The organism is Gammaproteobacteria bacterium, assembly GCA_016765075.1.
Classification (GTDB): domain Bacteria; phylum Pseudomonadota; class Gammaproteobacteria.
Genome location: JAESQP010000011.1, coordinates 1 through 12250, shown reverse-complemented (window position 1 = coordinate 12250; position 12250 = coordinate 1). Strand labels below are relative to the sequence as shown.

At 43.3% G+C, this 12250-nt stretch carries 11 protein-coding genes and 1 other RNA gene; 7 read left to right on the top strand and 5 right to left on the bottom strand.

Features of this window, described 5'->3' with window-relative positions; translation table 11 throughout:
* Together ssrA and JKY90_00710 are read right to left on the bottom strand one after the other, a co-directional pair.
* Positions 1-129, bottom strand: a transfer-messenger RNA (tmRNA) gene (gene ssrA / locus JKY90_00715); the annotation flags it as partial.
* A 131-nt stretch (positions 130-260) separates the two neighbouring features.
* Complete coding sequence (locus JKY90_00710) at positions 261-845, bottom strand: hypothetical protein (GenBank protein MBL4850794.1); 585 nt, start codon at positions 843-845, stop codon at positions 261-263.
* A gap of 168 nt (positions 846-1013) precedes the next feature.
* Between JKY90_00710 and JKY90_00705 the strand changes: the two genes are divergently transcribed.
* The 4 genes from JKY90_00705 to rapA all read left to right on the top strand — a co-directional run bounded on the left by JKY90_00705 (position 1014) and on the right by rapA (position 6940).
* A complete protein-coding gene (locus tag JKY90_00705; protein ID MBL4850793.1) occupies positions 1014-2417 on the top strand; it encodes a phosphomannomutase CpsG in 1404 nt (467 codons plus the stop codon).
* 54 nt (positions 2418-2471) lie between these two features.
* Positions 2472-3005, top strand: coding sequence for a mechanosensitive ion channel (locus tag JKY90_00700; GenBank protein MBL4850792.1), 534 nt, complete (start codon positions 2472-2474; stop codon positions 3003-3005).
* An 89-nt stretch (positions 3006-3094) separates the two neighbouring features.
* Positions 3095-3649 carry a DUF2058 domain-containing protein gene (locus tag JKY90_00695; protein MBL4850791.1) on the top strand — a complete coding sequence of 185 codons (555 nt, stop codon included), beginning with the start codon at positions 3095-3097 and terminating at the stop codon, positions 3647-3649.
* Between the two features lie 324 nt (positions 3650-3973).
* Positions 3974-6940: an RNA polymerase-associated protein RapA gene (gene rapA / locus JKY90_00690; protein ID MBL4850790.1), complete on the top strand. Its 2967-nt coding sequence runs from the start codon at positions 3974-3976 to the stop codon at positions 6938-6940.
* A gap of 66 nt (positions 6941-7006) precedes the next feature.
* Here the strand turns inward: rapA and JKY90_00685 are convergent, their stop codons facing one another.
* Entirely contained in the window at positions 7007-8620 is a 1614-nt protein-coding gene (locus tag JKY90_00685; protein ID MBL4850789.1) for an ABC-F family ATPase, read from the bottom strand.
* Between the two features lie 243 nt (positions 8621-8863).
* On the opposite strand from JKY90_00685, the gene arfB reads away from it, so the two are divergent.
* Positions 8864-9277: an aminoacyl-tRNA hydrolase gene (gene arfB / locus JKY90_00680; protein MBL4850788.1), complete on the top strand. Its 414-nt coding sequence runs from the start codon at positions 8864-8866 to the stop codon at positions 9275-9277.
* A gap of 46 nt (positions 9278-9323) precedes the next feature.
* Positions 9324-9854: a YaeQ family protein gene (locus JKY90_00675; GenBank protein MBL4850787.1), complete on the top strand. Its 531-nt coding sequence runs from the start codon at positions 9324-9326 to the stop codon at positions 9852-9854.
* Between the two features lie 10 nt (positions 9855-9864).
* On the opposite strand, the gene JKY90_00670 is transcribed toward JKY90_00675, so the two are convergent.
* Entirely contained in the window at positions 9865-11379 is a 1515-nt protein-coding gene (locus JKY90_00670; protein MBL4850786.1) for a tetratricopeptide repeat protein, read from the bottom strand.
* Between the two features lie 194 nt (positions 11380-11573).
* Between JKY90_00670 and JKY90_00665 the strand changes: the two genes are divergently transcribed.
* Positions 11574-11900: a hypothetical protein gene (locus JKY90_00665; protein ID MBL4850785.1), complete on the top strand. Its 327-nt coding sequence runs from the start codon at positions 11574-11576 to the stop codon at positions 11898-11900.
* Between the two features lie 5 nt (positions 11901-11905).
* On the opposite strand, the gene JKY90_00660 is transcribed toward JKY90_00665, so the two are convergent.
* Complete coding sequence (locus tag JKY90_00660; protein MBL4850784.1) at positions 11906-12175, bottom strand: SsrA-binding protein; 270 nt, start codon at positions 12173-12175, stop codon at positions 11906-11908.
* Positions 12176-12250: the final 75 nt, after the last annotated feature.

Here is a 12250-nt window from a genome sequence, read left to right as displayed (position 1 = left end):
GGGTTAAGCAGCTAGAGCGTAGTTTTCGTCGTTTGCAATTACTTGCTAGCAGAATGGATTTACGAGGAAATCTGCACCCTCGGCATGCACCGCCGGTTTTGCAACCCACGTCGAAGCCAAGTCGCCCCCGATATGGTTGTTAGTACTAGCGTGTACTTTTATAAGTATGAGGTTTTTTTAGAAAAAAACAAGGGTTTAATAATACAATCCAGCTTGTAGCAGAGCAGGTAAACGCCCGGTTTTAATCGACGTGTGCGTTCTTAGTTGTTTTGCTGTGTGTCTCTATGTTTCTCTAGGGCATCTTGTTCTTCGCTTTCAGCGACTTTTTTTAGATTTTCCATGACATGAATCAGTTCGCTTTTAAACGTTCCGCTGAGCAGAAAATACATAATACTTTTTAGTGATCCTTTGAAGTTGACTTCGTGGGTGAAGGTGGTAGTGCCTTTATTGTTTATTTCAAAATAGCGTTGCAGGTCGATGGTTTGATAAAGCGGGATTTTTAGGCTTTCGGTAAATGAGATTCCATCATTCACTTCGGTTAGTATGAATTTTGTTTTAGGTGCTCCTTTAGCATTTAAGTAACCGATAGAACCCGTTTTGAATTCGGCGTTATCAACGAGATAAGAATATTCTAATATCGTGTCGAATTTTTTCCAATTTTCGACATCGCTCCACAGTTTCCAAATGGTGCTTTTTTTAGCACTGGTCTCCACTGAATATTTAAGCGAGTAGTTGGGTAATTCAATGACGTTATCTACATTGGTATGTGTTGTCGAAGAGCAGGCTGACGCGTGTGCCAGCATAATAATGCTGGCAGCGATCTTTAAGATGCCTCTATTGTTCATGGTTGGCGCTTATCATTGTGTTGCCTTAAGCAGGGAAAATCATGCAACTTAGTATAATTTACACAACTAGTGGCCGATAACTCGTAGATTCAGTTTGCGCTGATATTCGGCATCTGTATGATGACATGATATAGCCTATTATTTTTTATTATCTTGACGGGAAGGCACATGACACAAAGCAGTAACCTATCGAAAACCTCATCTACTTTGACTTGCTTTAAGGCCTATGACATCCGTGGCCAGCTAGGTACAGAGCTTGATGAAGACGTTGCCTATCGGGTTGGTCGTGCTTTTGGTGCCTATCTACAACCCAAGACAGTGGTGGTGGGTGGTGATGTGCGTGAAACGTCTGAATCGCTGAAATTGGCGCTGGCCAATGGTTTGCAAGATGCGGGTGTTGATGTGATTGATATTGGTATGGTGGGCACGGAGGAGATCTATTTTGCGACCACGCATCTAGAAGTAGATGGCGGTATTGAAGTAACTGCCTCGCATAATCCGATTGATTACAACGGTATGAAGCTGGTACGTGAAGGTAGTCGTCCTGTTTCCGGGGATACAGGCTTACGCGATATTCAACGTTTGGCCGAGGAAAATAACTTTGCTGTAACGATCGACGCCGATCGTGGTAACTACACTCAGCAATCAATACTTGATGCTTATGTCGAACATTTGCTCGGTTATATCAATTTGCCGTTGATTAAACCGCTGAAGTTGGTGGTTAACTCGGGCAATGGTGCGGCCGGCCATGTCATTGACGCTATCGAGGCGCGTTTTAATGCCTTGCGGGTGCCTATCGAGTTTATCAAAGTGAATCACTTGCCTGACCCGACATTTCCTAATGGTATTCCGAATCCCTTATTGCCGGAGAATCGTGCGGATACGGCCGATGCGGTGATTACGTATAAAGCCGATATGGGTATTGCCTGGGATGGTGATTTTGATCGTTGTTTTTTGTTTGATGAAAACGGCGAATTTATTGAGGGCTATTATATCGTTGGTTTATTGGCCGAGGCTTTCTTGAAGAAAAACCCGGGTGCAAAAGTGATTTATGATCCGCGTGTTTATTGGAATACAGTTGATATTGCTGAAGCCAATGGTGGTGTGCCGATTATGTCTAAAACCGGCCATGCCTTTATTAAAGAGCGTATGCGTAAAGAAGATGCGGTTTATGGCGGTGAGATGAGTGCCCACCATTATTTCCGCGACTTTGCCTATTGTGATAGCGGCATGATTCCATGGCTATTAGTCGCAGAACTGATTTGTATCAGTGGCCAGCCATTATCGTCGATGGTCAAAGACCGTATAGCCAAGTACCCAAGTTCCGGCGAAGTAAACTTTACCGTAGATGATGCCAAAGCAGTGATTCAGCGTATTGAATCTCATAATTGGAATGAACCATTTAAAATGCTGCGCATAGACGGCATTGATATGGTATTTGAAAACTGGCGTTTAAACGTACGTAGTTCGAATACCGAACCGGTATTGCGCGTAAACTTGGAGTCGCGTGCAGACAAGGTTTTGGTTGATGCGAAATTTGCTGAACTCAAGGCGATTATTGTACAAAAGTAGTTTTCTGGCGATGGTTAAGTGAGATTAACAGGTGCGGGAGTGATTGATTAAGTTATGGAATCGATTTTTCAATCGTTTATGGCTGGCTTAGTATTGTGGGCGCCCAAGGTGGGCGCGGCTATTTTTGTTCTGCTTGTTTTCTTGCTGTTGTCCAAAGTCATAAAGCCTGCAATAAATAAAATCTCGCAGAGCCTGTATTTAGAGAGTCATATTGCGTCACTTGTTTCGCAAGTTACCGGCATCGTATTGGTTCTGTTTGGCTTTGTCGCATCTTTAGGTGTTCTCGGCGTTAATGTCTCTGCAATGATCGCCGGGCTGGGCCTGACCGGTTTTGCATTGGGTTTTGCGCTTAAAGATACAATTTCCAATCTATTGTCAGGGGTGCTGATTAGTTTGTATCGGCCTTTTGAAATGGGTGACCATATAAAAATTTCAGGCTATGAGGGCACGGTGGTGGCCATCGATTTGCGTTATACCGAGCTATGTAAAGACGGCGATAAGATATTAATACCCAATTCTAAGCTCTTTACTGATCCCATTACTGTATGTGATTGGGCAAAAAAAAAGTCTCTGGATAGCCCTAATTAATCAGCCGACTCAATGAGTATTCTATATTATCCGATTACTGGCTGAGCGGGTAATCCCCTTTAAACAAAATACACACGGGAGCACAGCTCATGGGAAATTCACTTTTTGAGCAGTTGCAGCAGACTGGCCTGGTCGACGAAAAGAAGGCCAAAAAAGTCAGACAGGGCCAATATAAAAACAAGAAACAGAAGGCGAAGAAAGGCACGCCTGTACCTTTAGATGAAGCGAAACTGTTGGCGCAAAAGTCTCATGCTGAAAAGGTGGGGCGTGATCGTCTGCTGAATCAGCAGAAAAAAGAAGCGTCGGAATGCAAGGCGATTGTAGCGCAGATCAAGCAGTTAATCGAAAGTAACCGTGTTAAAGAGCGTGATGGCGAGTGTGTTTATCATTTCACTGACGCCAATGTGGTTAAACGTCTTCATGTTTCCACGTTGATACACAAATATTTGACCTCAGGTCGTTTAGCGATAGCCAAGCTAAATGATAACTACGAGTTAGTGCCGATGCCTGTGGCAGATAAAATAAAGCAGCGAGATGCGCTGTGCATTATTCATTGCTCGCCTTGTGAGGACAACAGGGCAACGGAGTCGAGTGAAGATGACCCTTACGCAGATTATAAAATCCCTGATGATTTAATGTGGTAGCTTGTATTAAAAAATTTGAAGTGTTGCGTATTTCATTGGTACATGGTTAAGCAGGGGTTTGTAGCACTTCTTGCTTAACAGGAGAAGGGTTATCCATAGCTTGCCATCGGCTACTTTAATTTAGGAAGATCTGAGTAACGTTATTCCCGCGTAGACGGAAATCCATAACTCAGTGAATTATCTGCATCTTCGCCTGCGTGGAGATGATGGAAACGAACGTAACCAGAGATTCTTTGGTTATATCCTTGTCCCTCATTGCAGAACCCCTTACTATCCACCGCTTTTGTTGTGTCCTCTGTTTTTTCTCTTTGAGTGAGTTGTTTTATGTCTGTAGCGTCTTTTGTGCTTGGCCAGCGCTGGGTGAGTAATACTGAAGCCGAATTGGGTTTAGGTATTGTCGTTGATTCCACTAATCGCCGGGTTGAAATCAGCTTCCCTGCTGCGGGTGAGCGGCGTACGTATGCTATTGATAATGCCCCCATCAGCCGTGTCTACTATGTCAAAGGTGAAGAGATAGAAACGGAAGATCAGCAACTATTGGTTGTCACCGAGGTGATAGAAAATAAGGGTTGCTTGATATATCAGTGTGTTGATGCGGATGCTAATCTTGTCGTTATTCCTGAGCTTGAATTGAATAGCGCTATTCAATTTAGCAAACCCCAGGATCGTTTATTTGCTGGGCAAATCAATAAATCCAAGGCTTTTCAATTACGCTATGAGACTTTGGAGCATATTCGACGTTTGCAGCAGTCATCTGCACGAGGCTTGTTGGGTCCCCGCGTACAGTTATTACCTCACCAACTATATATCGCCAGTGAAGCGACTAATCGTTATGCCCCTCGTCTATTGCTCGCCGACGAAGTGGGCTTGGGGAAAACGATTGAAGCGGGTTTAATTTTACATCAGCAGTTAATGAGCGGTCGTGCCAATCGAGTGTTAATTGTCGTTCCCGATAGTTTGTTGCATCAGTGGCTAGTGGAGATGCTCCGAAAATTTAATTTATTTTTTACTATTCTCGATGAAGAACGTTGCCAGGGTTTAGAAGAAGTCGATGCAGGCCAGGAGAGTACATTTTTTGGTGAGGAGGCTGATTTAGAGCCAGCGCCAGAGTCGCCACAGATGGAAAGTCTTAATCCATTTGATAGTGCGCAATTGGTATTGTGCACCCTATCATTTTTAGTGGAAAACCCACAGCGACATGCTCAAGCCGTGGCAGCGGATTGGGATTTACTCATAGTTGATGAAGCGCACCATTTACAATGGAGTGAGCAAGAAGCTAGCCCTGCATATCGTTGCATAGAGGCGTTAGCAAATGAGGCCAGAGGTTTGTTATTGCTTACCGCAACACCCGAACAGTTAGGGGTTGAAAGTCATTTCGCGCGATTACGTTTACTTGACCCGGATCGTTATTACGATGTGGCCGCATTTATTGAAGAAGAAAAAAACCATCAACCCGTTAATACTTTGGTACAAGTGTTATTGGCAGATGATGTCTTTGATCGCCTTAAAGACCAAGCGCTCGTTGAGCAACTGCGTGGTTATTTAGGTGATGAGGTGGCCAATAAAATTAGCGTGTTAACACAATCATTAATAAATGGTGTGCCGGAAAACGCAGAGACTCTTGCTAAAGTCATTAAAAATTTGATTAACGATTTACTCGATCGCCATGGTACCGGCCGGGTCTTGTTTCGTAATACCCGTTCTTCTGTGCCGGGGTTCTCTGAACGGCGATTACACCAATATCCTTTAGCTGCCCCTGATCGTTATAAAAGCTCTGTAAACAGTAGCGATATTGCAGCGTTACTTGCGCCAGAATTAGTGCTAGGCGGCGATTGGGTCTCCGAAGATAGTCGTGTTGAATGGTTGGTGACGTGGTTAAAAGAACACCGAGATGACAAGATATTAATTATTTGTGCTCGTGCTGATACGGCATTGGAGCTAGAGAAATTTTTACGCTTGCGTGTGGGTATTCAGTCCGCAGTATTTCACGAAGGTTTATCTCTGGTAGCAAGAGACCGTGCAGCGGCTTACTTCGCTGATGATGAAGAGGGCGCACAGGTATTAATCTGTTCTGAGATAGGCAGTGAAGGGCGAAATTTTCAATTTTCTCATCACTTGGTGTTATTTGATCTGCCGCTTAATCCTGATTTGCTAGAGCAACGAATAGGGCGTTTGGACCGTATCGGTCAACGACATATCGTTGAACTTCATGTGCCGTTCTATCAAGGCCATGCGCAGCAGGTGTTATTGCGCTGGTATCACCAGGGCATTAATGCGTTTGAGCGTACCTGTCCAGCAGGCTTGGCGTTATTCAACGAGTTTGAACAGTCACTGATGGATTGCATGCAGCAACCAGATGATGAACAAGGGTTGGAAAAATTATTGGCGGACACGCAAATCAAGACGGCTACGACGCTTAAAGCCTTGCAGCAAGGTAGGGATCGTTTGTTAGAGCTGAGTTCCTACAATCATCAGCGAGCAGATGACATTGTCGACGGTATAGTGGAAGAAGAGCGCCGCCAGGAATTGGCTCATTACATGGAGAATATATTTGATCAATTTGGCGTAGAGCAGGAACACCACAGTGCCGCGAGCACCATACTGCGGCCTGGTGAGCATATGTTGCATCACCATTTCCCTGGTTTACCAGAAGAAGGATTAACCGCAACGTTTTCCCGTGAAATTGCCTTATCCCGTGAAGACATTCAATTTTTGAGTTGGGAGCACCCAATGGTGACGGGTGCTATGGACATGGTGCTTAGCGGTGATTTTGGTAATACAGCTTTTTGCACATTAAAGTTGCCATCACTAAAAGAAGGCACGCTGATGTTAGAAGCCCTTTTCATTGTCCATTGCCCGGCGCCTAAACATTTACAGATAGAACGCTATTTGCCATTAAGTATGGTAAGAGTTGTGGTTAACAGTGATCATACTGATTTGAGTAAAGTGTTGATGCACACGCATTTCAATCAGCTAGGGCGTAAGGTTCATAAACGTCATGCTCAGGACTTGGTAAACCATGCCAGACCACAAATTAGCGCTATGATTACTCATGCTGAGACATTAGCTAGCGTTGATATGAAAAGCATAGTTGGACAAGCGTTAGACAAAATGCAAGAGGAACAAGACGCTGTTTTACAGCGCTTGCAAGCCTTGTCTCAAGTCAATGCAAACATTCGTAGTGAAGAGATTGCTTATGCAAAGCAAGCGCAACAGGAATTGGAAAAACACCTGCAAGGTGCGCAGTTAAGATTAGATGCGATAAGAATTGCTTTGGTGACAAAAGAATAAATGTATCAAATAGAACTTCAGAATCAAGGGGCAAGTGTTGCCACAATTTTTAAATCCTTGTAACTCTTAACTGGCTTTCCGATTGACTAACTCAACACCCTGGCTACGCAAATATTCGTCGTAAGAGCCATTAAAGTCGACTACACCGTTGGCTGTTATTTCAATGATGCGCGTGGCCAGGGATGAAACAAACTCACGATCGTGGCTAACAAAAAGTAACGTACCATTGTAGTTTTCCAAGGCCAGGTTGAGCGACTCAATAGATTCCATGTCAAGGTGATTAGTCGGTTCATCCATTAGCATGATATTAGGGTTTTGTAGCATAAGCTTACCAAATAGCATACGGCCTTGTTCGCCACCGGAAATGACTTTCACTGACTTTTCGATGTCATCGCGCGAAAATAGCATGCGTCCGAGGGTGCCACGAATCGCTTGATCGTCGTCGCCTTCTTGACCCCACTGGCTCATCCACTCGACCAAGGTCATATCAGTTGCAAAATCTGCCGTATGGTCTTGCGCATAATAACCAATATTGGCATTTTCTGACCATTTTATGGTGCCACCGTCTAAACTCAAATCGTTGGTGAGGCAACGAAGTAGGGTTGTTTTACCCACTCCATTGGCACCAATAATTGCAATGCGTTCGCCGACTTCAACTGTTAAGTCGAGTTGGTTAAAGAGTTCCAGGTCATCAAAATATTTACTTAAACTTTGTACTTCTAAAGCTAAACGATAGAGTTTTTTATCTTGCTGAAAGCGTATAAAAGGATTCATCCGGCTTGATGGTTTAACGTCTTCTAGTTTGATTTTTTCAATCTGCTTAGCGCGAGAAGTGGCTTGTTTTGCTTTGGATGCGTTGGCAGAGAAGCGACTAACAAAATTTTGCAATTCTGAAATTTGCGCTTGTTTTTTAGCATTATTATTGAGCATTTGCTCTCTGACTTGCGTTGAGGCCGTCATGTATTCATCATAATTGCCGGGATAAATTCTTAATTCGCCATAATCAAGGTCAGCCATATGCGTGCAAACGCTGTTTAAGAAATGTCGATCATGCGAAATAATAACCATGGTGCTTTTACGGCTGTTTAATATGTCTTCTAACCAGCGAATGGTATTAATGTCGAGGTTGTTAGTTGGTTCATCGAGCAACAAAATATCAGGATCAGAGAACAAGGCTTGTGCCAGTAAGACACGTAATTTCCAGCCCGGTGCAACGGCGCTCATGGAGCCGTTATGTTGTTGTAGTGGGATATCCAGACCAAGCAATAATTCGCCAGCGCGAGATTCGGCGGTGTAACCATCCATCTCGGCGAATTGGACTTCAAGTTCGGCGACTTGCATGCCTTCTGCTTCACTCATTTCTGCAAGTGAGTAGATGCGATCACGCTCTTGTTTTATCGCCCATAACTCTTCATGCCCCATAATGACAGTGTCGAGCACGCTACAGTCTTCGTAAGCGAACTGGTCTTGGCGTAATTTGCCAAGCCGTTCGTTGGTGTCAATGGAAAAATTACCCGCTGTCGGGTCGAGTTCGCCACCCAATATTTTCATGAACGTAGATTTACCGCAGCCGTTAGCGCCAATGAGGCCATAACGGTTGCCGCCGCCAAATTTAACCGAAATGTCTTCAAACAGGGGTTTGGCACCAAACTGCATGGTGATATTTGCTGTGGTGATCAAGGTGGGTTTCCTAAAGGACTGAAAGGCTGGGAGCCAGTATTTAAGCCTAATATCAGTAGTAGAGGGGCTGACAGGCTGAGATTTGCTGACACGGGAATTTTAAGAGCGTGATTATAATGGTAAAACCAGCAGAAGGTAATAGTTTATTTCATTTGATTGCCATTATGGCTGCCATTGCTTGTGTACGGCGCTGTTACAATGCAATGATTAATCCTCCAATGATTAATTCACTAGGTAAACCTTGTGTTGTACATTTCCGAAAATATTGCTTTGTCAGACTCTGACGTTGAACTTTCAGCGATTCGTGCGCAAGGTGCTGGTGGGCAAAATGTTAATAAGGTCTCATCGGCGATTCACCTACGTTTTGATATTAAAGCATCCTCTTTGCCCGATGTGTGTAAGCAGCGCTTATTAAGCTTGCGTGATAGGCGCATTAGTAACGAAGGTACTATTGTCATTAAGGCACAGAAATTTCGAACACAGGAGAAAAATCGTGATGATGCACTGGCAAGGCTAAAAGAATTAATTACAGGCGTTATGGTGGTACAGAAGACAAGACGGCCGACCAAGCCCACGCGCAGCGCGAAAAAGCGGCGATTGGACAGTAAAGTAAGGCGCGGAAAAACCAAACTATTGCGTGGCAAGATTACCGAGTAATACTGAACTGTGAACAATAAAAATAATATCTTGGAAAGATGATCCTGTGGCTTTAAAACCAACAATTTATAAATTAAGAATTTCTTTATCGGACCTGGATAGAAATTATTACGATACGCTTAATTTAACCATTGCTCAGCATCCTTCTGAAACGTTAGAACGCATGATGGCGCGCGTATTGGCTTATTGTATCAATGCTGAGGAGAATCTGGCCTTTACTAAAGGGCTTGATGAAGCGGAAGAACCGGATATTTGGCTGCGTTCTTTGGATGGCCAACTAATTCTATGGCTTGATCTCGGCGAGCCTGCTGTAGCTAGAATTAAAAAAGCCACGCGTCTTGCATCAATAGTAAAGGTTTACAGTTTTAATTCGAAATCAGATGTCTGGTGGGGCCAGAATCAGGTGAAGTTTAAACAGTTGCCGGTGTCCGTCTACCGTTTTCAATGGCAAGACATACAATTATTGGCGAAGTTGGTCGAACGCACCATGGAATTTTCCGTCATGATTACAGATAACTCTGCACAGTTTTCAACGAAATTGGGTGAATGCGAAGTGGCTTGGGCAGTGTTGCAATAGTATTTGATAGCTACTGTACGAATGAATCATATTTTTCCATATATTGAGCTGCTATGGTGGGGTCACCTTTACGTTCATAAATTTTAGAGAGTATAAAATATGACCAGCTATGATTGGGGTTAATCTCAATTGCTTTTTCGCAATAGGGTATTCCTTCATCATAACGATGAATGTTAAATAATGCGTTACAGTAATTTGCGACAGTTTTTTCGGATTCCGGGTCTAACTCATAGGTCAATTTGTAGTAGGGGAAGGAGGCGAACCAGTCTCCTTTTCTTGAATACTGCCAACCAACATAATCAGCAGCGTAGAAGGTGTCTTTGTCGTTGGTGTAATCGGGTAATAAATCTAGATATAGGCGATAGTATTGGTTGGCTTTATCATCGTAGCGTTCTTTTCTTAGAAACTTAGCGAAGGAATAGATTTTATCTGTGCCAAGGAATGCAGCATCAGCCTGCATTGCTCGTTCAAAATATTCTATAGCCAGTTCTATTCTGCCACTTTTTCTGGCGGTCCATGCATATTCATACAGACCTTCCGTGTAATTAGGATAATTTTTAAATGCTTTTTTCAATCCTTGCGAGTATTCCGTCCAAATTGAATCGTTCTCAAAATAGCGGTAAAAATGCTTCCGAAATGTGTTTTCATCTTTATCAGAGTCCGCTGATTTTTTATCTAATGCAGATTTTTCCCTTGCTATCCATTGCGCTTTATGTCTATGTGCTTGACTGATTAGTTGTGTAAAGACTGGGGGCTCCTGCTCTGCATAATGTTTGGCATAGCCGAACATAAGCTTTTCTGAGCCACCCCATTTCGGCTGCAGTGAGTGTAAAAATGAGCTGGCAATGCGGTATGAATTTGGAACTTGCTCTAATGCGCTCTGCAGGGTGTCGAACTCGTCGCGATGGTTACCACTGCGTTGACGTTTGATTGCGATGAGTTGCATCCAGGCGAAATCATTACCTGGATCAATTTCCAAGGCTTTTTTTATATCGATTTCAGCAAGTTTCAGATATTGGTTAAACACATCAAAGCTATACTCAGGTGTTTCCCGGGAAAACTTTTTGCCACGCGCCTGCCATGCTAGGTCATAGTAGACCTGCCCTCTAAAGCTATGTGAGTAGGTGTTATCTGGGGAATGTTCAACCCAATCGTTGGCGCGGGGAATCTCGATTTCAAAAATTGCTTTTTCAGGGTCATCTTTTAACTGTTTGATATAGAAATCAATCCAAGAACGTAGATCCCATGGTGTGTATCCATTTTTACGTTCTGACTCAATAAATGACTCTACTTTTTTAAATTCTCTAGCCAAAAAAGATTGCTTTATCTTGGAAGCCTTATTTGTTGCAATAACATAGGCGGTTCTTGGTGGGTTCTTGACGAGTTGGGGTAATGGTTGAGCAACCACCTTTTCCAAAAATGGTAATACACTTGACTTGTTTTCAGTTGAATTTCTGTCCCAAACAAACCACATTATCATCAACAAAGATGCTAGAAAGAGTAGCTGCCATACCGTTTTTGACATCGATGTGTTGTTCTTCACTATTTAGTTTTATTGTAAAGTGTTGGCCAGGCTGTTGTAATATTGAGTATGTCTAAAGCAAATGCAAGCTGCAATATATTTGCGTTTATTTTAAGCACCTAATAGTACTTCTTCCAGGTTAAGTACATTGTTTCGGTATAATTTCTGTAAACTTTACTATCAGAAGAGGACGAGTTATGAAAAGGCAATCATGGGTTTTTAGTGTGATGATGGTTTGTTGCCTGGTCTTATCTGTTGCTCATGCGTCCGACCGGCTGAGTTATTCATCGAGCCATCATTATGACGGGTTTTTTATTGAGCCTGGATCAGGCGAGGCAATGGTGCTGGATGCTATTGTGTTTCGGCCAATTGGTTTAGTTACTACCGTGATTGGTGGCGCGGTTTTTTTAGTATCACTACCGTTTAGTGCGCTGGGTGGCAATGTCGGTGAGGCAGCAGATAAGCTTATCAAAGAGCCTATTGACTATACATTTAAACGTAAGCTGGGTGACCTAGAATATTAATCGATTTAGTGGCGCTCTTTCATTAAACGTTGCTTACTACGAGCCCAATCGCGATCACGTTCTGTGGCGCGCTTATCATGTTGTTTTTTACCCTTGGCTAGACCGACTTCGAGTTTGGCGCGGCCGTGTTTCCAATATAATGCGGTGGGCACTATCGTATAACCTTTGCGTTCTACTGCACCAATAAGGTGATCTATCTCACGCGAATGAAGTAGAAGTTTGCGTGTGCGGTTGGGGTCAGGGGTAATATGCGTAGAGGCGCTTTGTAGTGTCAAAGATTTGTAGAGTGGGTCTTAAACCCAGTTCTTTCGACACTTCCAGAAAGTAACGTATATCGTCGTAGGAGTTTT

Coding starts and splice junctions, on each gene's coding strand:
- JKY90_00710 (MBL4850794.1), bottom strand. CDS start 845: ATGAACAATAGAGGCATCTTAAAGATCGCTGCCAGCATTATTATGCTG.
- JKY90_00705 (MBL4850793.1), top strand. CDS start 1,014: ATGACACAAAGCAGTAACCTATCGAAAACCTCATCTACTTTGACTTGC.
- JKY90_00700 (MBL4850792.1), top strand. CDS start 2,472: ATGGAATCGATTTTTCAATCGTTTATGGCTGGCTTAGTATTGTGGGCG.
- JKY90_00695 (MBL4850791.1), top strand. CDS start 3,095: ATGGGAAATTCACTTTTTGAGCAGTTGCAGCAGACTGGCCTGGTCGAC.
- rapA (MBL4850790.1), top strand. CDS start 3,974: ATGTCTGTAGCGTCTTTTGTGCTTGGCCAGCGCTGGGTGAGTAATACT.
- JKY90_00670 (MBL4850786.1), bottom strand. CDS start 11,379: ATGTCAAAAACGGTATGGCAGCTACTCTTTCTAGCATCTTTGTTGATG.
- JKY90_00665 (MBL4850785.1), top strand. CDS start 11,574: ATGAAAAGGCAATCATGGGTTTTTAGTGTGATGATGGTTTGTTGCCTG.